Source organism: Mycobacterium sp., from assembly GCF_051006775.1.
Lineage (GTDB): Bacteria > Actinomycetota > Actinomycetes > Mycobacteriales > Mycobacteriaceae > Mycobacterium.
Window position 1 is genome coordinate 1 of sequence record NZ_JBPCSX010000103.1, and the last position, 21868, is coordinate 21868.

Consider the following 21868-nt stretch of genomic DNA (forward strand, 5'->3'; position numbering starts at 1 on the left):
CTCGCAGCTGACGTCCGCGCCGTTTGTGACGGTCAGGTCGGTGGGAAGCTTGGTGGGGGTGCTGCTGCCGGCGTGGGTGACCGACATCGTGAGCGCTGTTCCGCTGGCCTGCGGGTAGGTCACCGCGGTGAAGTCCGAGCCGAGAACCACCTGGACCGTCTCGCCCAGACCGCTGATCCGTTCGATCGCGGCGCCGGGAATCGTCGCGGCCACCGTCGCAGCGGCCTGCTCGTTGCCCAGCGAATAGAACACGGTCGTCGCGGTCACCGAGCTCCAGTCCGAGTAGGTGTCTGGTTGGAGAACGTCGAACCCGTACAACTCGAATTCACTGCTGGCGGTGGTGGCCAGGCCGCTCTGCTCGGTGGGGTCGGCAACCTGCACGGTGACATCGCGCGGGTCGGCCGCGACCGCCTTGAGCGCTTCGGTGATGGTCGTCTCAGTCGCCGTAGACGACTCCTCCTGCGCAGTCGGAGTGGGTGTGATGGTGACGGGGATCTCTGTGCTCATCGTCTCGGCGGTCAGCGGGCTGAGCGTCTCGTTGCGATCGTTCTCGCCCGGCAGGGGCTTATCGTCGATCACGGCGTCGAACAGCGCCCGAATGTCCTCGGTTTCGGGCACCTCGTTGCCCTCGGAGTCCGGGTATCCGGTGGTGGGCAGTGTCACGAAGGTGATCCGGCCGGCGCTCATCCCCTGCAACGACTGTCCCAGCCCGACCAGGTCGCGAGTCTTGACGTTGTCGACATAGCTGTCATTGATGAACATGTTGACAACATCGTTGAGCTTGCCGAGGTCGAACAGCGTCTCGGTGGAGATCAGTGAGCGCAGCAGCGACGAGAGGAACAGCTGCTGACGTTTGATCCGGCCGTAATCGCCGTTGCCCTCGGTGGTCACCGAGCGAGCGCGAACATAGTTCAGCGCTGTGGCGCCATCGACCTTCTGTCGTCCGGACGTCGGTAGCACGGTCCCGAGTTCCGCATCCTCAAGCGCAGTGGTGCTGCACACCTCGACGCCACCGAGGGCGTCGACCATCGTCGCGAATCCGGCGAAATCGATAGCCATGAAACGGTTGATCGCCAAACCGGACATCCTTTGGATCACCTTCACAAGGCACTTGGGTCCACCGAAGGCGTATGCCGAGTTCAGCTTGGTGCCGGTGAGTCGCTCGTTGTCGCTCCACTCGCCGGTTTCCCTGTCATACACCGGGCCGTACTTACCGGTCTCGGCATCCCAGGCCTGACACCTCATCGGGGTGATCGCCAGGTCGCGTGGAAATGACACCGCCACAACCCTTTTGCGGCTGGCGGGGATATTGACCAACATGATGGTGTCGGAGCGTGCGCCCTGAGCGAGGGTGGTATCTCCGGCACCCATTTCCCCGTTGGCGCCGATCCTGCTGTCAACGCCGACGATCAGGAAGTTCTCGTCGCCGAGTTGGGCGTTCGGATCGCGGATATCGGCGGAATTGGGATCCAGCGCGACAATGGTGTTCAGCAGTTTGTTCTTCGCGCTCTGCCACTGCCACGCGGCGCCGGTCAGCGCCAGCGCGCAGACTGCGATGAGCGCCGCGACCACCCTGGCGGCAATGGCGGCCGAGTGCCGGTGCGGTTTGGCTGCGCCCATGGTGGGAATGGGATCGCGATCGGCGGCCAGGGGCACCCGGTTGCGGGCCAGTGCCGCCAGATCGGGAATCTCCGAGCCGCCGGGGACAGTGATGGGTGTGGTGACGTCGGAGTCCTCGACTCGCGCGGCATCAGCGCTGCGGCGGGTTACCGGATTGATCTGTTGGCTACCGGTGAGCTTTGCGATCAGTTCGGCGGCAGCCACGCCTTCGCTGTGGCTGCCGGACCGCCGGGAGCGCGCGCCATCCCGCGACGGGCCTGAGGCCGGCCGCGGGTCACCACCGTCACTGTCAGACATGGTCCAGAACAAGCCTCCGACTCAGTGAAGTCTCGGGAGCGCGTCGATGCGCCACACACGGTGGTGCTTGTCTATCGGCACCGTACGGACCGTCGGCCCGCTATCAGGGAACTTATGGTACTAACCCAACCTGAGAGCAGGGTAGGCCCGGATTCAGCCGCCGGATGCCGACTCGGCGCCCACCGGCACAGTGGCGTCATCGGGATCCTCCAGCCACCCCTCCGGCAGCGAGACCGAGGCCGCGGAGCCCTGGCGTCCCCGGGGGCCCTCACCGGCCCGGGGAAAGGGCACGTCACGGTCCAGTTGGGTCAGCAGGCTGTCCAGTTCGTCCTGGGTCCTCACCAGGGCGAGGGCGCGGCGCAGGTCGGATCCGGCCGGGAACCCGTGCAGGTACCAGGCGACATGCTTGCGGATGTCCCGCATGGCCTTGTCCTCGCCGAAGTGATCGGTCAGCAGCGCACCGTGCCGGCGGATGATGTCGGTCACCTCGCCCAGGGTGGGCGGTGTGACGGCGGGGGTGTCGTTGAACGCCGCCGAGAGTTCCGCGAACAGCCAGGGCCGGCCCAGGCAACCGCGCCCGATGACCACGCCGTCGCATCCGGTGGCGGCCATCATCGCCAGTGCGTCCGCTGCCTCGAAGATGTCTCCGTTACCCAGCACCGGGATGGTTGTCACGGTCTCCTTGAGCCGGGTGATCTGACTCCAGTCGGCGGTACCGGAATACCGTTGGGCCGCGGTGCGGGCGTGCAATGCCACGGCGGCCGCGCCCTCCTGCTCGGCGATCCGGCCGGCCTCGAGGTGGGTGTGGTGGGCGTCGTCGATGCCGATCCGGTATTTCACCGTCACCGGGACGTTGGTGCCCTCGGTGGCGCGCACCGCCGCAGATACGATCTGGCCGAACAGCTTTCGTTTGTAGGGCAGAGCGGCCCCGCCGCCGCGACGGGTCACCTTGGGCACCGGGCAGCCGAAGTTCATGTCGATGTGGTCGGCCAGGTTCTCCTCGACGATCATCTTCGCCGCGTCGTACGTGGTGGCCGGGTCGACGGTAAAAAGCTGCAGCGATCGCGGCTGTTCGGACGCGCCGAAGGTCGTCATGTGCATGGTGACCGGATGCCGTTCGACCAGGGCTCGCGCGGTGACCATCTCGCAGACGTAAAGCCCGCTGACCGTGCCGGCCCGGGCGAGCTCGAGCTCTCGGCACAGGGTGCGGAACGCGACGTTGGTCACCCCGGCCATGGGCGCCAAGACAACCGGGCTGCGGAGGGTCAGTGACCCGATCCGCAGCCCGGTCGCAGGCGCGTGCGTGGCTGAGTTGATGAGCGTGGACCCTATGAGGCCGCTCCGGCCAGGGCTTTTCCGGCGCGCTTGTCGGCCAGCTTCGCGTCGCGCTCGAGCTTGCGGGCCTTGGCCTCGTCGAACTTGTCGCAGGTCTCCTCGAGTTCGGTGATCAGCACGGCCAGCTCGTCGCGCAGTCGGGCGCCCTCGCCGGTGAAGTCCTCGCGCTCGAAGATCCGCCACTTCTTGAGCACCGGCATGACGACATCGTCGAGGTGGATGCGTGGGTCGTAGACGCCACCCATCGCGATGATGACGGCCTTGCGTCGGAAGTCCGGAACGGTGTAGCCCGGCATCTTGAAGTTCTTCAGGATCCGGTGCACCGACTTGATCGCCATGTTCGGGGCGATATCCAACCCCGCCGCGCTGACGTCGCGGTAGAAGATCATGTGCAGGTTCTCGTCGTGGGAGATCCTCGCCAGCAGTTGTTCTGCGACAGGGTCATTGCACGCTTTGCCGGTGTTGCGATGTGAGACGCGGGTGGCCAGCTCCTGGAAGCTGACGTACATCACCGAGTCGAACAGGTTCTCGGCGAACAGATCGCCCTGCTGGTTCTGGCCCGGGGAGAAGCCGCGGGTCATTTGCTCCAGCCGCAGCTCCTCGAGCTCGACCGGGTCGCAGTTGCGGGTCACCACCAGGTAGTCGCGAATCGAGATGCCGTGCCGGTTCTCCTCAGCGGTCCACCGGTTCACCCAGTAACCCCACGGCCCGTCCATCGAGAAGTTCATCGCGATCTCGCGGTGATAGGCCGGCAGGTTGTCCTCGGTCAGCAGGTTCTGAACCATGGCGACCCGTGCCACCTCGGAGAGCTTGGCCTGATCCGGATGCCAGTCCTGGCCGCCGAGCGCGAAGTAGTTACTGCCCTCTTTCCAGGGGACGTAGTCGTGCGGAGTCCAGTCTTTGAACATCGACAGGTGCCGGTTGATCAGCTTCTCCGCGACGGGTTCAAGCTCTCGCAGCAGGTCGACGTTGGGCAGGTCTTGGGACATGGGTCCTCCGATAGCTGTGCCTCGTGGTTGCACCAATATATCTGTGTCTGGCGGTGACATTCAAGTTCCGCCCTGCTGGCGGCATGTCGAGCAGGCGCTGCGGGGGTCTGTTAACAGCGGTATCGTTGTCGGCGACATCCCTGGTATGTGGAAGGTAGGCGCGGTGAAGAGGACCTTGGCCCGCAGTGTGGCCGCCGCCGGCGGCGCGGCCGCATTGTTCGCGTTGTTCGGGTCCGGCTCGGCCGCTGCGATAGACGAATACAAGGGGCAGACCTACAACGACGCGGCCACCGCGATCAGCCAGGCCGGCCAGACGCCGATCATCGCGACCAAGGTGGGCAGCTTCCTGCCGACCGGGGCCTGCATGGTCACCGGGTCGCATAATGCCAGCTTCCTCGACTCCAGCGGCAACAACCCCGGCGGCAAGGTGCTACTCAGCCTGAACTGCAACTATTACTTCGCCCTGCCGGGGGTCCCGGGTAACTCCCATGGCAGCACGGATGGCAAGACCGCTTATGACGCGGCCGTGCAGCAGGCACAGGAGGAGCAGGAGGCCGCACAGGCCGCGCAGGAGGCCGCAGCAGGAGAGGCCGCGGCCGGCTGAGTACCGCCCCGCTTGGTGCCGGACTTTTGTGCCCCCACCAGGGCTCGAACCTGGGACCTGCGGATTAAAAGTCCGTAGCTCTACCGACTGAGCTATAGGGGCGCTCCGCACACGATACTGAATCGGTCGGGTTTGGTCTGGTTTGGGGATTGCCGCAGGCGTGCCCTAAGCTGTGAAAGCTCCAAGCTTGCAGCGATTGTGAGTTCCCCGGAGATTCGGCTCAGGCCCCCTTCGTCTAGCGGCCTAGGACGCCGCCCTTTCAAGGCGGTAGCGCGGGTTCGAATCCCGTAGGGGGTACGCACGACGCGGCAACGTGGAGTGAAGCGGTAAGGCCCTGTGGCGCAGTCGGTTAGCGCGCCGCCCTGTCACGGCGGAGGTCGCGGGTTCGAGTCCCGTCAGGGTCGCAATTGCGGCGAGGCACCTCGTTGTTTCATGCGACGGTGTGCCTTCCGGCCAGGTAGCTCAGTTGGTACGAGCGTCCGCCTGAAAAGCGGAAGGTCGCCGGTTCGATCCCGGCCCTGGCCACAACCAAAGTCGTGCCGGGTTGGCACTCAGCCCCGGGCAGCCTTCATCAGTCCACCACCGATGATCAGCCGCTGAATCTCGCTGGTCCCCTCGTAGAGTCGCAGCAGTCGCACATCGCGGTAGATCCGCTCGACGGGCACACCCCGCATCTAGCCGGTACCCCCGTGAATCTGGACGGCGAGGTCGGCGACAGTGCCCGCCATCTCGGTGCAGAACACCTTGGCCACCGACGGCGCGATCCGGCGGTCCGCACCGCTGAGCCACTTCTGCGCCGCGTCGCGCACCAGAGCGCGGCCGGCCGATACCCCGATCTCCTGATCCGCCAGCATCGCCTGCACCAGTTGGAAACCCCCGATTCCCACACCGCCCTGGGTGGCCGACGCCGCGAACGCGACCGACTCGTCCAGGGCCCGCTGTGCGGCACCGACGGCGAGTGCGGCGATATGAATGCGGCCCCGGGCCAATGAGGTCAGGGCGGCCCGATAACCGATGTCCTCACTCCCGCCGATGAGCGCATCATGGCCAACCCGGACATCGGTGAAGTAGACATCGGAGGTCCAGGCGCCCTCCTGGCCCATCTTGGCGTCCTTGACGCCGACCTCGACACCGGGTGCGTCGGCAGGCACCAGGAACACCGCGATGCCGGCGCCGTCGTCATCGGCGGGCCGGGTTCTGGCGAAGACCACGAAGAGATGCGCCGACGGGGCGTTGGTGATCCAACGCTTCTGCCCGGATATCACCCAGTCGTCGCCATCTCGGACGGCCTTGGTCCGCAGCCCCGACGGGTTGGAACCCGCCCCCGGCTCGGTGAGCGCGAAGGATGCGACCACCTCACCGGTGGCCATCGCCTCCAGCCAGCGGGCCTTCTGGCCGTCGGTGCCGAACCCGACCAGTACCTGCCCGGCGATGCCGTTGTTGGTGCCGAACATCGACCGCACCGCCAGCGAGGTGTATCCGAGTTCCAGCGCGAGTTCGACGTCCTGAACGATGTCCAGTCCCAGCCCGCCCCACTCCGCCGGGATCGCGTAGCCGAACAAGCCCATGGTCTTGGCCTGTTCGCGAATGTCGTCGGGAACGCGATCGCCATCTGCGATCTCGGTCTCCCGGGGCACCACCGCGGAGCGCACGAATCGGCGGGTCTGGGCCAGGATCTCCCGGAAGTCGTCGTCACTGACCGCAGGCGCAGAGGACATGGGTGCATCCAATACGATCGGCCACTGGGTCCGATCATTGGGCCCGATCATCGGGGGCGAGAGCAGGAGGGTGATCGGATGGGGTTACTGACCGGACGGACCGCTGTGATCACCGGGGGCGCTCAGGGCCTGGGGCTTGCCATCGCGGAGACCTTCATCGCCGAAGGCGCGCGAGTCGTTCTCGGCGATCTCAACCTGGAGGCCACCAGGGCCGCCGCCGCCGGTCTCGGCGGGACGGAAGTAGCCCGGGCGGTGCGCTGCGATGTCACGTCCGCGGCCGACGTCGACGCCCTCGTCGCCGCTGCCCTCGAGCAGTTCGGCGGCCTCGACATCATGGTGAACAATGCCGGCATCACTCGCGACGCCACGATGCGCAAGATGACCGAGGATCAGTTCGACGAGGTGATCGCCGTGCACCTCAAGGGGACGTGGAACGGCACCCGCGCTGCGGCGGCCGTCATGCGGGAGCAGGGCAGCGGCGCGATCATCAACATGTCCTCGATCTCCGGCAAGGTCGGGCTGATCGGCCAGACGAACTATTCGGCCGCCAAAGCCGGCATCGTCGGGATGACCAAGGCCGCTGCCAAGGAAGTCGCGCACCTCGGGGTTCGGATCAATGCGATCCAGCCCGGTCTGATCCGTTCGGCGATGACTGAGGCTATGCCGCAACGGATCTGGGACTCCAAGGTCGCCGAAGTCCCGATGGGCCGCGCCGGGGAACCCTCCGAAGTCGCCGGCGTCGCACTGTTCCTCGCCTCGGACCTGTCCTCCTATATGACCGGCACCGTTCTGGAAGTCACCGGCGGTCGGCACCTCTGATGGCTCGCCCAGCCGCGACGATCCAGAGCGAAGCGATGAGGAGGAGTGGCCGAGATGTCTAGCGCGGTGATCTGCGAACCGGTTCGTACCCCGATCGGCCGCTATGGCGGCATGTTCAGGTCGGTCAGTGTGGTCGATCTCGCCGTCGCCGCGCTGACCGGACTGCTGGAGCGAACCGGTCTTCCCGCCGACGCCGTTGACGACGTCATCCTGGGTCACTGCTATCCAAACCCCGAGGCGCCCGCACTGGGGCGCGTGGTCGCCCTCGACGCCGGACTGCCGGTGACCGTCGGCGGCATGCAGGTCGACCGGCGCTGCGGATCCGGCCTGCAGGCGGTGATCCAGGCCGCCATGGCGGTGGCGGCCGGCGACGATGATCTGGTCATCGCCGGTGGCGCGGAGAGCATGAGCAATGCGGCGTTCTATTCCACCGATATGCGCTGGGGCGCCGGTTCGCGCGGCGTACGGATGCACGACGGCCTGACTCGCGGCCGGGTGACGGCCGGTGGCCGGAACTATCCAGTGCCGGGCGGAATGCTTGAGACCGCCGAGAACCTTCGCCGCCAGTACGGGATCTCCAGGGCAGAGCAGGACGAACTTGCCGTGCGGTCCCATCATCGGGCGGTCGCTGCGCAGCGTGCCGGCATTCTCGCCGAGGAAATCGTGCCAGTTCAGGGAATCGACACCGATGAACACCCGCGTGCGGACACCAGCATCGAATCCCTTGCCAAGCTCAAACCCGTTCTTGCCCAGAGTGATCCGGATTCCACCGTCACGGCCGGCAACTCCAGTGGGCAGAACGACGCCGCCTCGATATGCATAGTCACCACCCCGGAGAGGGCAGCCGAACTGGGATTGACCCCGCTGGTGCGACTGGTCGCGTGGGGCCGGGCCGGAGTCGAGCCGAAGATCATGGGCATCGGACCGGTCCCGGCCACAGCGGCCGCACTGCGCAAGGCCGGGCTGTCGCTGAGGGACATGGACGTCATCGAACTCAACGAGGCCTTCGCCGCGCAGGCCCTGGCAGTCATGCGGGAGTGGGGTTTCACCGACGCCGATCGCGAGCGCACCAATATCCATGGCTCCGGGATCTCGCTGGGGCATCCGGTCGGCGCCACCGGCGGTCGCATGCTGGCCACACTGGCCCGCGAACTGCACCGCCGCGACGCGCGCTATGGTCTGGAAACCATGTGCATCGGCGGCGGTCAGGGTCTGGCGGCCATTTTCGAGCGGGTGAGCTGATGACGCGGTTGGCGCAGACTCTGGGGCTCACCGAGGTTCAGACTGAAATCATCGCCACCGTAAGACAATTCGTCGACAAAGAGATCATCCCCAACGCTCAGGAACTCGAGCACGCCGACGCCTACCCGCACGACATCGTCGAGCAGATGAAACAGATGGGTCTGTTCGGGCTGATGATCCCCGTCGAGTACGGCGGATTGGGGGAGTCGCTGCTGACCTACGCGCTGTGCGCCGAGGAGCTCGCGCGCGGTTGGATGAGCGTCTCCGGTGTGATCAACACCCACTTCATCGTCGCCCACATGATCCGCCAGCACGGTACCGATGAGCAGAAGCAGCGATTCCTGCCCCGGATGGCCACCGGCGAGACCCGGGGAGCGTTCTCGATGTCCGAGCCCGAACTGGGCTCCGACGTCGCGGCGATCCGCACCCGCGCCGTGCGCAATCCCGATGGGGACTACACCATCACCGGTCAGAAGATGTGGCTGACCAACGGCGGCAGCTCGACATTGGTCGCCACCCTGGTGCGCACCGACGAGGGGGCGGACAGACCGCATCAGAATCTCACCGCGTTCCTGATCGAGAAGCCCACCGGCTTCGGCGAAGTCGCCCCGGGGCTGACCATCCCCGGAAAGCTCGACAAGCTCGGCTATAAGGGCATCGACACCACCGAGTTGATCTTCGACGGCTATGTCGCCGGCGCCCGCGACATACTGGGCGGAGTTGGGGGCCGGGGCTTCGGACAGATGATGGACGGAGTCGAGGTCGGGCGCGTCAACGTCGCCGCCCGGGCCTGCGGTGTGGCGATTCGTGCATTCGAACTCGCGGTGCGCTACGCCCAGCAGCGGTCCACCTTCGGCAAGCCGATCGCTGAGCACCAGGCGATCGCCTTCTCGCTGGCCGAGATGGCCACCAAAGTCGAAGCGGCACACCTGATGATGGTCAACGCCGCCCGGCTCAAGGATTCCGGCCAGCGCAACGATCTGGAGGCCGGGATGGCCAAATATCTGGCCAGTGAATTCTGCTCCGAGGTCACCCAGGCCAGCTTCCGAATCCACGGTGGGTACGGATACTCCAAGGAGTACGAAATCGAACGCCTGATGCGCGACGCGCCCTTCCTGCTGATCGGCGAAGGCACCAGCGAGATTCAGAAGACCATCATCAGCAAGCGACTACTGGACCAGTACAAGATCTGAGGTACGCCCATGCGGGTTCTGGACGAACTTGGCTACTACCTGCTGGCCGGTGCCGGCGGGGAAGGTCCCGCGACGCTGATGGACGAAGCCCGCCGCGGTGAGGAACTCGGCCTGGGCACCGCGTTCATCTCCGAGCGCTGGAACATCAAGGAGGCGTCATCGCTGAGTGGCGCGGCGTGCGCGGTCACCACCAGGATGCAGATCGCCACGGCGGCAACCAATCACAACACCCGCCATCCGCTGATCACCGCATCCTGGGCCACCACCATGCATCGGCTGTCGGGTGGCCGGTTCACGTTGGGGATCGGCCGCGGTATCGGTGCCATCTACTCCGCATTCGGGGTGCCCAAGGTGACCACCGCCCAGATGGCCGACTTCGCCCGGGTGATGCGCAGACTCTGGCAGGGCGAGGTGATCATCGGGCACGACGGTCCGATGGGGCGCTACCCGGTGATGGTCCTGGACCCTGACTTCAACGAAGACATCCGGCTGGCGTTGGTGGCCTTCGGTCCCAAGACGCTGGCGCTGGGCGGCGAACTCTTCGATGACGTCATTCTGCACACCTACTTCACGCCGGAAACCGTGCAACGCTGCGTCCGCACCGTCAAGGACGCCGCCGAGCGAGCCGGTCGCGACCCCGACAGTGTTCGGGTGTGGTCCTGCTTCGCCACCGTCGGCGATCACCTGTCTGAGGAACTCAGGCTGAAGAAGACAGTCGCGCGGCTGGCCACCTACCTGCAGGGGTACGGCGACCTCATGGTGAGCACCAATGACTGGGATCCGGCGGTGCTGCGGCGCTTCCAGGCGGATTCGGTAGTGCAGTCGATCGGCGGCGGCATCGACCACAGGGGAACGCCCGCGCAGATCGAGCACATCGCAACCCTGATTCCGCGGGAGTGGCTGGAGCCGGCTGCCACCGGTTCATCCGCACAGTGTGTAGAACGGATCCGCCAGGAGTTCGACTACGGTGCCGACGCGGTGATCATGCACGGCGCGACCCCGGACGAGTTGGAACCGGTGATCGCGAAGTACCGCGAAATGGTGCCGTAGGGATCGGCCGTCTCGCTAGGGTCGCGATATGGCTGTCAAAGATTCACGGGAAGTCCTCATCGAAGCGTCCCCGGCGGAGATCTTCGCGGTCATCGCTGACGTGGACTCCGCGCCGAGCTGGTCGTCGCAGTACCAGAGCGCAGAGGTGCTCGAGACGTTTCCCGACGGGCGTCCCAAGCTGGTGAAGATGAAGGTCAAAGCCGCCGGTATCACCGACGAGCAGACCGTGGAGTACCACTGGGGCGAAGACACCGCGGGCTGGACGCTGATCAAAGCCGGTCAGATGCGGTCCCAGGAGGCCACCTACACGCTGACGCCGCAGGGCGATAAGACCAAGGTGCGCTTCGATCTCGTACTTGATCCCTCGATTCCGCTTCCCGGGTTCATCGTCAAGCAGGTCATCAGGGGCGCGATGGACACCGCGACCAACGGCCTGCGCAAGCAGGTGCTCAAGATCAAGAAGAGCGGCTAGCAACCCCGCAGCACGCCGAGGCGCTTGATCGCCTCATCGAGCGTCGCGTCACGTTTGCAGAACGCGAAGCGCACCAGGTGTTTCCATGCGTCTGACGTGCGGGTCGGGTCGCAGAACGCCGACATCGGGATCGCCGCGACTCCGGCCCGCTGCGGCAACTCCTCGCAGAATGCGGTGCCGTCATCGAAACCCAGCGGACGTGGATCGACACAGAGGAAATAGGTGCCCGAACTGGCCTGCACCTCGAAGCCCAGATCGGCCAGCGCCGCGCTCAGCTTGTCGCGCTTGGCCTGGAGCGAATCGCGCAGCCCGTCCACCCACGCGTCCTCATGGTTGAGCGCGTAGGCCACCGCCGGCTGAAACGGCGCTCCGCCGACATAGCTGAGGTATTGCTTGGCCGCCCGGACTCCGGCCACCAATTCCGCTGCGCCACAGGCCCAGCCGATCTTCCAGCCGGTGCAGTTGAACATCTTGGCCGCACTGGAGATGGTGACTGTCCGATCAGCCATACCCGGGTAGGAGGCCAGCGGCCGATGCACACCGCCGTCGAAGACCAACCGCTCGTAGACCTCGTCGGAGATCACCAGCAGATCGGCCTCGACGGCGATCTCGGCCAGCGCGTGGCACTCGGCATCGGAATGCACCAATCCGGTCGGGTTGTGCGGGGAGTTCACGATCATCGCCCGGGTCCGGGGAGTGATGGCGGCCCGCACCGCATCCGGATCGAGGGCGAACCCGCGACCGTGTGGCACCAGCGGCACCGAAACCCGATGCGCACCCGCCATCGCGATATTGGGCGCGTAGGTGTCGAAGTGCGGCTCGATGACGATCACCTCGGAGCCGGGCTCAACCAGACCAATCACCGCGGCTGCGATCGCCTCACTGGCGCCGACGGTGACCAGCACCTCGGTGTCCGGATCGAACTCCTGGCCGTAACGCCGACGGCGCTGCGCAGCGATCGCCTCCCGCAGCTCGGCGATGCCGGGCCCGGGTGGGTACTGGTTGATGCCGTCGGAGATCGCCTGGCGAGCCGCTTCCAGCATGGCCGGCGGGCCGTCCTCATCGGGGAAGCCCTGACCGAGGTTCACCGCACCGAGGGAAGCGGCCAGCGCCGACATCCTGGCGAAGACGTTGACGCTGAAGGGCCGCAGCCGCTGAACCGTCATGGCCGCAGCGTAAATGCCGTCCACTGTGAAGTTGTCTTCACACCGGTGGCCGACGGTGAAAATGGCTTCACGTTGGGCGGGGGGCGCCGGCCCCGAAGCTCCCTACCAACAGGTTGGCCGGGGCGTTTGTGGGGCGATCCCGTCGGCCGACTAGGCTGCTGAGCAGTGCCGGTAACGTCACCCAATCCTTGAACTGAAGAGGAATTCACCATGTCCGAAGAAGCCTTCATCTACGAGGCCATCCGCACCCCGCGTGGCAAGGGGCGTAACGGTTCCCTCACCGAGGTCAAGCCCCTCAATCTGATCACCGGTCTGATCGATGAGATGCGCTCCCGCCACCCCAACCTCGACGAGAACATGATCAGCGACGTCATCCTGGGCTGCGTCTCGCCCGTCGGTGACCAGGGCGGCGATATCGCCCGTACCGCGGTCATCGCCGCCGGTATGCCCGACACCGTCGGTGGCGTCCAGCTGAACCGGTTCTGCGCATCCGGTCTCGAGGCGGTCAACACCGCTGCCCAGAAGGTGCGGTCGGGCTGGGACGATCTGGTCTACGCCGGCGGCGTGGAGTCGATGAGCCGGGTGCCGATGGGCTCCGACGGAGGCGCCATGATGTCGGACCCCGCAACCAACTACGACGCCTACATCGTTCCGCAGGGAATCGGTGCGGATCTGATCGCCACCCTGGAGGGCTTCTCCCGCGAGGACGTCGACGCCTACGCGCTGCAGTCTCAGCAGCGGGCGGCGGATGCCTGGTCCGGCGGTTACTTCGCCAAGTCGATCGTGCCGGTGCGCGATCAGAACGGTCTGCTGATCCTCGATCACGACGAGCACATGCGGCCGGGCACCACCATGGAGAGCCTGACCAATCTCAAGCCCGCCTTCGAGGCCCTGGCCGCGATGGCCGGCTTCGACGATGTGGCCATGCAGAAGTACCACTGGGTGGAGAAGATCAATCACGTCCACACCGGTGGCAACAGCTCCGGCATCGTCGACGGCGCGGCCCTGGTGCTCGTCGGCAGCGAGAAGGCCGGTAAGGCCAACGGTCTGACCCCGCGTGCACGCATCGTCGCGACCGCCACCAGCGGCGCCGATCCGACCATCATGCTCGTCGGCCCCACCCCGGCGGCCCGCAAGGCGCTGGACCGGGCCGGTCTGACCGTCGACGATATCGACCTGTGGGAGCTCAATGAGGCATTCGCCTCGGTGGTGCTGAAGTTCCAGAAGGATCTGGACATCCCCAGCGAGAAGCTGAACGTCAACGGCGGCGCCATCGCGATGGGCCACCCGCTGGGCGCAACCGGCGCGATGATCACCGGCACCATGGTCGACGAGCTCGAGCGGCGCGGCGCCAAGCGCGCGCTGATCACGCTGTGCATTGGCGGCGGCATGGGCGTGGCCACCATCATCGAGCGAGTCTAGAGAGAGGCTGCGAAAAACCATGGCAGAGAACACGATCAAATGGGATAAGGATGCCGACGGCATCGTCACCCTCACCATGGACGATCCGACCGGTTCGGCCAATGTGATGAATGAGCACTACCAGGAGTCGATGCACAAGGCGGTCGAGCGTCTGGCGGCCGAGAAGGATTCGATCACCGGTGTGGTTATCACCTCGGGTAAGAAGACCTTCTTCGCGGGCGGTGACCTCAAGGGCATCATTGCGATCACACCGGAGGATGCCGGTGAGGCATTCACCACCGTCGAGAACGTCAAGCGTGACCTGCGCGCGCTGGAGACCCTGGGCGTGCCGGTGGTCGCGGCGATCAACGGCGCCGCCCTCGGTGGTGGACTGGAGATCGCACTGGCCTGTCACCGGCGGATCGCCGCCGACGTCAAGGGCAGCCAGATCGGATTGCCGGAGGCGACCCTGGGTCTACTGCCCGGTGGCGGCGGGGTGACCCGCACCGTCCGGATGCTTGGTATCCAGAACGCATTCGTCAACGTGCTCTCCCAGGGCACCCGGTTCAACCCGAAGAAGGCCAAGGACGCCGGTCTGGTCGACGAGCTCGTCGGTTCCGCCGAGGAAGTCGTGCCCGCCGCCAAGGCGTGGATCAAGGCTGAAGTTCTTGAGCATCCGGAGGGCACAGTCCAGCCGTGGGATGCCAAGGGCTACAAGATGCCCGGCGGCACTCCGTCCAGCCCGGCGCTGGCGGCCATCCTGCCGTCGTTCCCCTCACTGCTGCGCACTCAGCTCAAGGGTGCGAACATGCCCGCACCGCGGGCCATCCTGGCCGCCGCGGTCGAGGGTGCGCAGGTGGACTTCGACACCGCCAGCCGCATCGAGAGCCGCTACTTCACCGAGCTGGCCACCGGCCACGTCGCGAAGAACATGATCCAGGCGTTCTTCTTCGATATGCAGGCCATCAACGCGGGTGGATCGCGACCCGAGGGCATCGGCAAGACCCCGATCACCAAGATCGGCGTGCTGGGCGCGGGCATGATGGGCGCCGGTATCGCCTATGTCTCGGCGAAGGCCGGTTTCGACGTGGTGCTCAAGGACGTCACCATCGAGGCTGCCAACAAGGGCAAGAACTACTCCGAGAAGTTGGAAGCCAAGGCGCTCGAGCGCGGCCGGACAACCGAGGAGAAGTCCAAGACGCTGCTCGGCCGGATTCATCCGACCGCAGACGCCAAGGACTTCGCCGGTGTGGATTTCGTGATCGAGGCGGTCTTCGAGAACCAGGAACTCAAGCACAAGGTGTTTCAGGAGATCGAGGACATCGTCGAGCCCAACGCCATTCTGGGTTCCAACACCTCCACCATGCCGATCACCGGTCTGGCCACCGGGGTCAAGCGCCAGGAGGACTTCATCGGGATCCACTTCTTCTCCCCGGTGGACAAGATGCCGCTGGTGGAGATCATCAAGGGCGAGAAGACCTCCGACGAGGCGCTGGCCCGGGTGTTCGACTACACACTGGCCATCGGCAAGACCCCGATCGTGGTCAACGACAGCCGTGGCTTCTACACCAGCCGGGTCATCGGCACCTTCATCAACGAGGCGCTGGCGATGCTCGGCGAGGGTGTGGAACCGGCATCGATCGAGCATGCCGGGTCCCAAGCCGGTTACCCGGCCCCGCCGCTGCAACTCTCCGATGAGCTGAACATGGAGCTGATGCACAAGATCGCCGTCGCCAGCCGCAAGGGCGTCGAGGACGCCGGCGGCACCTACGTAGGGCACCCGGCGGAGGCGGTCGTGGAGAAGATGATCGCGCTCGGCCGGCCCTCGCGGCTCTCCGGCGCCGGTTTCTACGAGTATGTCGACGGCAAGCGGACCCAGCTGTGGCCCGGACTCCGCGAGGAGTTCAAGTCGGGCTCGTCGCAGCCGCCGCTTCAGGACATGATCGACCGGATGCTCTTCGCCGAGGCGCTGGAGACTCAGAAGTGCTTCGACGAGGGTGTGATAACCACGACGGCTGATGCCAACATCGGCTCGATCATGGGGATCGGTTTCCCGCCGTGGACCGGTGGCGCGGCGCAGTTCGTCGCCGGATACCCCGGTGGCAGGGCAGCGTTCGTGGCCCGGGCCAAGGAGTTGGCGGCGCGCTACGGCGACCGCTTCAATCCGCCGGCATCGCTGCTCAAGTAGCGCGCGGCATCAGCGAAAACCCCTGGAACTGTTCGGTGTTCCGGGGGTTTTCGCCTGCCCGGGGCAGGCCGTAGAGTCTCCGGCATGCGCTTTGGACTGTTCATCCCGCAGGGCTGGCGACTCGATCTCGTCGGTGTTCCAGTCGAAGACCACTGGCAGGTGATGCGCGATCTCGCCCTGCACGCCGACCGCGGTCCGTGGGATTCGCTGTGGGTCTACGACCACTTCCACACCGTGCCGGTGCCGACCGACGAGGCCACCCATGAGGCCTGGACACTGATGGCGGCCTTCGCGGCCACCACCTCGCGGATCAAACTCGGTCAGATGTGCACGGCCATGAGTTACCGCAATCCGGCGTATCTGGCCAAGGTCGCCGCCACCACCGACATCATCTCCGGTGGCCGGGTGCAGATGGGGATCGGCGGTGGCTGGTACGAGCATGAGTGGCGCGCCTATGGGTACGGCTTCCCGTCCGCAGGGGAACGGCTGGCCCGGCTCGACGAGGGTGTGCAGATCATGCGCAATGCCTGGCGTGACGGCCGGGTCAGCTTCGCGGGTAAGCATTACCAGGTCGATGGTGCCATCGTCGCGCCGAAACCCCTTCAGCCCGAGGGTATTCCGCTGTGGATCGCCGGCGGCGGCGAGAAGGTGACCCTCAAGATCGCCGCTAAGTACGCCCAGTACACCAACTTCAGCGCCGACCCCGAGGAGTTCGCCCACAAGTCGGAGATACTGGCCGCTCACTGCCGCGATGTGGACACCGACTTCGCAGCGATCGTACGTTCGGCGAACGTCAACGCGATCGTGGGATCGTCGGAGGCAGACTTCGCCAAGCGCTGCTCGACTGTCCGCAACCGGCTCGCCGGTGCGTGCGGGGACGACGCCGCTGACGCCATGATGGCGATGAATGACAACGCGGGCTCGGCCACCGGCACTGTCGCGCGGGTGATCGAGCGGATGACCAGGCTGCGGGATCTGGGCTGCGAGTACGTCATCTGCTATTTCCCCGAGGCGGCCTACGACCGCTCCGGTATCGAACTCTTCGAGCGCGAGGTCATCCCGGCCTTGGCGGGGAACTGATTCAGTCCGAGCCCTCGATCGCCGGGCCCAGCAGATCGTCGGCGTCGGTGATGATGTAGCCGTAGCCCTGTTCGGCCAGGAACCGCTGCCGGTGCGCCGCATAGTCGGCGTCGAGGCTGTCCCGGGAGACCACCGAGTAGAACACCGCGCCGCCGCCGTCGTGCTTGGGGCGCAGCAGCCGGCCCAGCCGCTGAGCCTCCTCCTGGCGTGAGCCGAAGGTGCCCGAAACCTGCACGGCCAGAGAGGCTTCCGGCAGGTCAATGGAGAAGTTGGCAACCTTGGATACGACCAGAGTCTTGACCTCGCCCCGGCGGAAAGCATCGAAGAGCGCCTCACGTTCGGCGTTCTTCGTCGATCCCTGGATCACCGGGGCGTCGAGCTCAGCGCCCAATTCGTCGAGCTGGTCGAGATAGGCGCCGATCACCAGGGTGGGCTCGTCGGGATGGCGGGCCAGAATCGACTTCACCACCGCGATCTTCGAATGCGCTGTCGAGCACAGCTTGTAGCGCTCCTCCGGTTCGGCGACCGCGTACTGCATCCGCTCGTTGTCGGTCATGGTCACCCGCACCTCGATGCACTCGGCGGGGGCTATCCAGCCCTGGGCCTCGATGTCCTTCCACGGCGCGTCGTACCGCTTCGGACCGATCAGGCTGAAGACATCGCCCTCCCGGCCGTCCTCGCGGATCAGGGTGGCGGTGAGGCCGAGACGCCGACGTGACTGCAGATCGGCGGTCATCCGGAACACGGGTGCGGGCAGCAGGTGCACCTCGTCGTAGATGATCAGGCCCCAGTCGCGGCTGTCGAACAACTCCAGGTGCCGGTACTCGCCCTTGGTGCGTCGCGTGATCACCTGATAGGTGGCGATGGTGACCGGACGGATCTCCTTGCGTTCGCCGGAGTATTCGCCGATCTCGGCCTCGGTCAACGAGGTTCGCGCGATCAGCTCACGCTTCCACTGCCGACCGGCCACGGTGTTGGTCACCAGGATAAGCGTCGTGGCCCCGGCCCTGGCCATGGCGGCCGCACCGACGATGGTCTTTCCGGCGCCGCACGGCAGCACCACCACGCCCGAGCCGCCGGCCCAGAATGAGTCGGCCGCCATCTGCTGGTAGTCCCGTAACTCCCAGCCGTCCTGCTCAAGGCTGATCGGATGTGCTTCGCCATCGACGTAGCCGGCCAGATCTTCGGCGGGCCAGCCGATCTTGAGCAGCATCTGCTTGACCCGGCCGCGCTCACTCGGGTGAACCGCCACGGTGTCGTCGTCGATCCGCGCACCGAGCATCGGGCTGATCTTCTTGTTGCGCAGCACCTCCTCGAGGACCGCGCGGTCCAAACTGATCAGCATGAGGCCGTGGGCGGGATGTTTGACCAGTTGCAGCCGGCCGTAGCGGGCCATGGTGTCGACGATGTCGACCAGCAGCGGCTGTGGTACCGCGTAGCGGGAGAAGCTGACCAGCGCGTCGACCACCTGCTCGGCGTCGTGTCCGGCGGCGCGCGCGTTCCACAGTGCGAGCGGAGTGATGCGGTAGGTGTGGATGTGCTCGGGCGCACGCTCCAGTTCGGCGAACGGCGCGATGGCCGCACGCGCGGCGCCTGCCTGTTCGTGATCGACCTCGAGCAGCACCGTCTTGTCGGATTGGACGATCAGCGGGCCCTCGGTCATCACCCCACCCTATTTGAAGTGACCGACACCTCCGCGGGTCAGTCGTCGTGGGCGGCCATCACCGAGGTGACGCGATGAACGGCGAACTCGCGGATCCGGCCCTGTGCCGGGTCGAATGCCATCAGATGCCCCCCGTGAACCGATATCGGGGTGAGCACCCGCTGGGTCGACACCCCGGCGGCGTCGACGTATCCCATCAGAACGTCCCTGCCGTTCACGGCGGCCTGCTGCAGGAGGGCGATCGCCACGGTCGGGTCGATGCGGGCGCCGCCCAGTGGGGCGTCCCGAACGCGGCGCAGCATCGAGACCACCGCCGCCAGCGTCTCCGGGTTGGGCTTGGGTGCTGACCGGTAGAGCCGCCGCAGTGGCAGGACAGCCGGCACACGTGCTCCACGCCGACGCAGGTCCACGATGGCGCCGGAGGAATCCTCGGCGGCGGGGGCGAAGCCGGACTCCCGCAGTGCGGTCAGCACTTCGGCGATGGGCGCCTGGGAGATCGCCACTGTGGGCGCCAGGAGGCGTACGTCGAGATTGCACAACGCCGGGGAGGCCACCGCATGCGCAAGCAGGGTGGGATCGTCACACCGCAGGAATGCGGACGCCATGCCCACCCGCAGCTGTCCATGCCGGCGGGCTACATCATTGATCAGATACGTCAACCCTTGCGGCACAGATGTTTTGGAATTCGTCTGGAAGAATTTCTGTAGCGCTTCGGCAGTCCGTCCGGTATCGAGAGCGTGACGTACCGATTGCTCACTGACCCGGTACACCATGGCTGCACCGGCTGACTCCACCGCGGCCACCGCGGCAAGCTCGTCGGCGAGATCTCGCTTGAGTGGCCCCGGCACCACCACTGTGAGGTCGGCCTGCACCAGGAAGTAGTCGATCGGTTCGGGCAGCGTCTTGGCCATCGCCGCGATGGCGGCCTCACCGCCGTCGCTGAGCAGGATGCGTGCCGGGCCGCTCAGCGCACCCCGGCCGGTCAGGCCCACCGCATGCCCCTCGTCGAGCAGATGTGCCACCGGTCCGGGCTGCAGTCGCGCCGCCCAGCGGGGACGGCGCCAGATCAGCGCCCGGGAGGCGCTCTGGGCGTCGACTCCCGCGCCGGTCGGCAGCTCCGACATCAGACCCAGCAGTAGCCGGCGGTCCAGTGGGGCGGCGGTGGAGTACAGCGAATCCGACAGTGCCGCATAATTTTTCCCATCCGGTCCGCGCTCGCCGATCAACCCGGGCCGTGACGGCAGGTCAAGCCAGGTGCTGGCCAGCTGGAACCAGCGATTGGCGGTGGGCGCCTCAAGAAAGCGATCGGCGGCCACTGTCGGAGCCCAGTACGCCGGGGCGTCATCGGCCGGAGCGGGATCGGGCACCCCGCTGGCGATCAGTCCTGCTGCCGCGATCAGTTCCAGGACCAGGCCGAGGCGCTGTTCGTCGATGCCGGTGGTCTTGGCCAGCCGGCGCGACTCGCGCACCCCGAGGCCGCCGGTGCGAAGTTCCGGAACCGGTGTGGCCGAGAGACTTTCGAGTATCACCTCGACCTCGCGCAGCAGTTCCAGCGCTGCCCCGGCGGCTGAGGCGTCGCAGACTTTGGCCGTGGCCTTCGACACCACGGGGTCGGGCGGGGTGAGGTCGGCCGGACCGGGCTCCTCGCCGCGCAGCACCTGCCCGATATCGCGGGGCAGAATCACCGTCTCGTCGTCGATCCGGCGCAGCAGTCCGGCGGCAAGCAGTCGTTGCACCGGACGGTCCGCCGGAGTCCCCGCGGCGGCGTCACGGGTGCGACCCACCGGGGAGCCGGACTTGAGCCGGCCGAGGAGATCGCGGGCACCGCCGTCGAGTGCCTCGATCGCCGCGGTGATGTCGGCGGCGGATCGGCCGGAGACGTCGACGGCCTGACCGGGAAACCACGGCAGTGCGGCGCTGGTCTCGGCGGCGACCTGGACCTCGGCCTCACCCCACACCAGTGCCCGGGCCCGCAGGTCGGCGAGCGCGGCCTGGACAGCGTCGGCGGGGGCGCCCCCGAGTCGGGTGAGCACCTCGGCCACCGGCACGGCCGTATCGTCGGCGCCCAGCGTCATCAGAACGTCGAGGGTGGCAAGGCGGAGGAAGTCCAGATCGTCGGCGGCCACTTTGACCGACTGCCGGGAGATCGCACGGGCGGCCAGGGCCGGCATGCTGCCCGGGGCGGGCTGGCCCAGGTCCGGCCGCAACTCCAACAGACGGATCAGCCCCTCGTCGGGCAGATCCGCCAGCCAGGAGCCCAGGGGCACGCTCATCACCGGTAAGCCTAATTCAGCGGCCATTGGCGCGAGTTCGCCCGACAAGTGTCAGAATGTTGACGTGGGAACCGAAATCCAGAAGCACCGGTACATCGACAACGGCTGGCCTACGCGCAATCCGCAGGATCACCCGGTCAGTGAACTCGCCGCCGACCGCGCGGGTGCGCTGTCGCCGTTCGGGTCGATCTCCTTCCCGGTGCCCGCCACCGATCTGCCCTATATCCACCCGGTCACCGTCATCAACCGATAGCGGTGAGCAGCGGGTCCGGCAGGGGACCGCAGCGCCTCTCGCACCTTGATGACGAGGGCGCGGCACGCATGGTCGATGTCAGCGGCAAGACGGCGACGGCGCGCAGCGCGACCGCTCGTGCCACCGTGCACACCACCGCCGAGGTGGTCGGACTCATCACCTCCGGCGGTCTGCCCAAAGGGGATGCCCTCGCCACCGCCCGGGTGGCCGGAATTCTTGCGGCCAAACGAACCTCGGATCTGATTCCGCTCTGCCACCAGATCGCACTCAGCGGCGTCGACGTGGACTTCCGCATTACCGAATCGGCTGTTGAGCTGACGGTTTCGGCGCGCACCACCGACCGCACCGGGGTGGAGATGGAAGCGCTGACCGCTGCCTCGGTGGCCGCCCTGACCGTCTACGACATGATCAAGGCGGTCGACCCTGCCGCCCGCATCGACGATGTCCGGCTGGTGCGCAAGGAGGGCGGCAAGTCGGGCGTCTGGACGCCCCCGTGACATCCGGC

17 protein-coding genes, 4 tRNA genes and 1 pseudogene are annotated in these 21868 nt (G+C 66.4%); 14 read left to right on the forward strand and 8 right to left on the reverse strand.

The genetic code is table 11. From position 1 onward, the window contains the following. The 3 genes from ACR2JI_RS07575 to ACR2JI_RS07585 form a co-directional block, all read right to left on the reverse strand. The coding region (locus ACR2JI_RS07575; protein WP_526389468.1) for an LCP family protein at positions 1–1917 on the reverse strand (1917 nt) is incomplete at its 3' end. Positions 1918–2070: 153 nt separating this feature from the next. Next, positions 2071–3234, reverse strand: a complete 1164-nt coding sequence (gene dusB / locus ACR2JI_RS07580) for a tRNA dihydrouridine synthase DusB (protein ID WP_526389511.1) — start codon at positions 3232–3234, stop codon at positions 2071–2073. Positions 3235–3245: 11 nt separating this feature from the next. After that, on the reverse strand, positions 3246–4241 hold the full coding sequence (locus tag ACR2JI_RS07585) for an acyl-ACP desaturase (protein WP_526389469.1): 996 nt from the start codon (positions 4239–4241) through the stop codon (positions 3246–3248). Positions 4242–4404: 163 nt separating this feature from the next. Here ACR2JI_RS07585 and ACR2JI_RS07590 point away from each other — a divergent pair, with 163 nt between their 5' ends. Next, complete coding sequence (locus ACR2JI_RS07590; protein ID WP_526389470.1) at positions 4405–4845, forward strand: hypothetical protein; 441 nt, start codon at positions 4405–4407, stop codon at positions 4843–4845. A 29-nt stretch (positions 4846–4874) separates the two neighbouring features. Here ACR2JI_RS07590 and ACR2JI_RS07595 read toward each other — a convergent pair. Next, a tRNA-Lys gene (locus ACR2JI_RS07595) sits at positions 4875–4947 on the reverse strand. 122 nt (positions 4948–5069) lie between these two features. Between ACR2JI_RS07595 and ACR2JI_RS07600 the strand changes: the two genes are divergently transcribed. The 3 genes from ACR2JI_RS07600 to ACR2JI_RS07610 all read left to right on the forward strand — a co-directional run bounded on the left by ACR2JI_RS07600 (position 5070) and on the right by ACR2JI_RS07610 (position 5370). Further along, positions 5070–5142 (forward strand) — tRNA-Glu (locus tag ACR2JI_RS07600). 33 nt (positions 5143–5175) lie between these two features. After that, a tRNA-Asp gene (locus tag ACR2JI_RS07605) sits at positions 5176–5249 on the forward strand. 47 nt (positions 5250–5296) lie between these two features. Next, positions 5297–5370: transfer RNA gene (locus ACR2JI_RS07610), tRNA-Phe, on the forward strand. Positions 5371–5396: 26 nt separating this feature from the next. Here the strand turns inward: ACR2JI_RS07610 and ACR2JI_RS07615 are convergent. Beyond that, positions 5397–6563: pseudogene (locus ACR2JI_RS07615) on the reverse strand (acyl-CoA dehydrogenase family protein). A 78-nt stretch (positions 6564–6641) separates the two neighbouring features. Between ACR2JI_RS07615 and fabG the strand changes: the two are divergent. The 5 genes from fabG to ACR2JI_RS07640 are packed head-to-tail and all read left to right on the forward strand — an operon-like array spanning position 6642 to position 11339. Then, entirely contained in the window at positions 6642–7382 is a 741-nt protein-coding gene (gene fabG / locus ACR2JI_RS07620) for a 3-oxoacyl-ACP reductase FabG (protein ID WP_526389471.1), read from the forward strand. 54 nt (positions 7383–7436) lie between these two features. Then, positions 7437–8624, forward strand: coding sequence for a thiolase family protein (locus ACR2JI_RS07625; protein WP_526389472.1), 1188 nt, complete (start codon positions 7437–7439; stop codon positions 8622–8624). Beyond that, on the forward strand, positions 8624–9817 hold the full coding sequence (locus ACR2JI_RS07630; RefSeq protein WP_526389473.1) for an acyl-CoA dehydrogenase family protein: 1194 nt from the start codon (positions 8624–8626) through the stop codon (positions 9815–9817). Before ACR2JI_RS07625 ends, ACR2JI_RS07630 begins: the two co-directional genes overlap by 1 nt. Positions 9818–9826: 9 nt before the next feature. Then, positions 9827–10867, forward strand: coding sequence for a TIGR03857 family LLM class F420-dependent oxidoreductase (locus ACR2JI_RS07635; protein ID WP_526389474.1), 1041 nt, complete (start codon positions 9827–9829; stop codon positions 10865–10867). Between the two features lie 28 nt (positions 10868–10895). Then, positions 10896–11339, forward strand: a complete 444-nt coding sequence (locus ACR2JI_RS07640; RefSeq protein ID WP_526389475.1) for an SRPBCC family protein — start codon at positions 10896–10898, stop codon at positions 11337–11339. Here ACR2JI_RS07640 and ACR2JI_RS07645 read toward each other — a convergent pair. Next, positions 11336–12505 carry a pyridoxal phosphate-dependent aminotransferase gene (locus ACR2JI_RS07645; RefSeq protein ID WP_526389476.1) on the reverse strand — a complete coding sequence of 390 codons (1170 nt, stop codon included), beginning with the start codon at positions 12503–12505 and terminating at the stop codon, positions 11336–11338. The two genes, ACR2JI_RS07640 and ACR2JI_RS07645, sit on opposite strands and share 4 nt — an antisense overlap. Before the next feature lie 210 nt (positions 12506–12715). Here ACR2JI_RS07645 and ACR2JI_RS07650 point away from each other — a divergent pair, with 210 nt between their 5' ends. The 3 genes from ACR2JI_RS07650 (at position 12716) to ACR2JI_RS07660 (ending at position 17174) form a co-directional block, all read left to right on the forward strand. Next, on the forward strand, positions 12716–13927 hold the full coding sequence (locus tag ACR2JI_RS07650; protein ID WP_526389477.1) for an acetyl-CoA C-acetyltransferase: 1212 nt from the start codon (positions 12716–12718) through the stop codon (positions 13925–13927). 19 nt (positions 13928–13946) lie between these two features. Next, positions 13947–16094 (forward strand): 3-hydroxyacyl-CoA dehydrogenase NAD-binding domain-containing protein, encoded by a 2148-nt coding sequence (locus tag ACR2JI_RS07655; protein ID WP_526389478.1) that lies wholly within the window; start codon positions 13947–13949, stop codon positions 16092–16094. 84 nt (positions 16095–16178) lie between these two features. Further along, complete coding sequence (locus ACR2JI_RS07660; RefSeq protein ID WP_526389479.1) at positions 16179–17174, forward strand: LLM class F420-dependent oxidoreductase; 996 nt, start codon at positions 16179–16181, stop codon at positions 17172–17174. A 1-nt stretch (position 17175) separates the two neighbouring features. On the opposite strand, the gene ACR2JI_RS07665 is transcribed toward ACR2JI_RS07660, so the two are convergent. Together ACR2JI_RS07665 and ACR2JI_RS07670 are read right to left on the reverse strand one after the other, a co-directional pair. Next, positions 17176–18837, reverse strand: coding sequence for a DNA repair helicase XPB (locus ACR2JI_RS07665; protein ID WP_526389480.1), 1662 nt, complete (start codon positions 18835–18837; stop codon positions 17176–17178). A 38-nt stretch (positions 18838–18875) separates the two neighbouring features. Next, entirely contained in the window at positions 18876–21110 is a 2235-nt protein-coding gene (locus ACR2JI_RS07670; RefSeq protein ID WP_526389481.1) for a helicase-associated domain-containing protein, read from the reverse strand. Between the two features lie 64 nt (positions 21111–21174). Here ACR2JI_RS07670 and ACR2JI_RS07675 point away from each other — a divergent pair, with 64 nt between their 5' ends. Together ACR2JI_RS07675 and moaC are read left to right on the forward strand one after the other, a co-directional pair. Further along, complete coding sequence (locus ACR2JI_RS07675; protein WP_526389482.1) at positions 21175–21363, forward strand: hypothetical protein; 189 nt, start codon at positions 21175–21177, stop codon at positions 21361–21363. Then, positions 21360–21860, forward strand: coding sequence for a cyclic pyranopterin monophosphate synthase MoaC (gene moaC, locus ACR2JI_RS07680; RefSeq protein ID WP_526389512.1), 501 nt, complete (start codon positions 21360–21362; stop codon positions 21858–21860). The genes ACR2JI_RS07675 and moaC overlap by 4 nt, the downstream gene beginning before the upstream one ends. The last annotated feature ends 8 nt before the right edge of the window (positions 21861–21868 follow it).

Excerpts from the sequence above, each read along its gene's own strand:
- fabG (WP_526389471.1), top strand. The coding sequence starts at position 6,642 with ATGGGGTTACTGACCGGACGGACCGCTGTGATCACCGGGGGCGCTCAG.
- ACR2JI_RS07635 (WP_526389474.1), top strand. The coding sequence starts at position 9,827 with ATGCGGGTTCTGGACGAACTTGGCTACTACCTGCTGGCCGGTGCCGGC.
- ACR2JI_RS07655 (WP_526389478.1), top strand. The coding sequence starts at position 13,947 with ATGGCAGAGAACACGATCAAATGGGATAAGGATGCCGACGGCATCGTC.
- ACR2JI_RS07660 (WP_526389479.1), top strand. The coding sequence starts at position 16,179 with ATGCGCTTTGGACTGTTCATCCCGCAGGGCTGGCGACTCGATCTCGTC.
- ACR2JI_RS07625 (WP_526389472.1), top strand. The coding sequence starts at position 7,437 with ATGTCTAGCGCGGTGATCTGCGAACCGGTTCGTACCCCGATCGGCCGC.
- ACR2JI_RS07645 (WP_526389476.1), bottom strand. The coding sequence starts at position 12,505 with ATGACGGTTCAGCGGCTGCGGCCCTTCAGCGTCAACGTCTTCGCCAGG.
- ACR2JI_RS07630 (WP_526389473.1), top strand. The coding sequence starts at position 8,624 with ATGACGCGGTTGGCGCAGACTCTGGGGCTCACCGAGGTTCAGACTGAA.
- ACR2JI_RS07585 (WP_526389469.1), bottom strand. The coding sequence starts at position 4,241 with ATGTCCCAAGACCTGCCCAACGTCGACCTGCTGCGAGAGCTTGAACCC.
- ACR2JI_RS07640 (WP_526389475.1), top strand. The coding sequence starts at position 10,896 with ATGGCTGTCAAAGATTCACGGGAAGTCCTCATCGAAGCGTCCCCGGCG.
- ACR2JI_RS07665 (WP_526389480.1), bottom strand. The coding sequence starts at position 18,837 with ATGACCGAGGGCCCGCTGATCGTCCAATCCGACAAGACGGTGCTGCTC.
- ACR2JI_RS07670 (WP_526389481.1), bottom strand. The coding sequence starts at position 21,110 with ATGAGCGTGCCCCTGGGCTCCTGGCTGGCGGATCTGCCCGACGAGGGG.
- ACR2JI_RS07650 (WP_526389477.1), top strand. The coding sequence starts at position 12,716 with ATGTCCGAAGAAGCCTTCATCTACGAGGCCATCCGCACCCCGCGTGGC.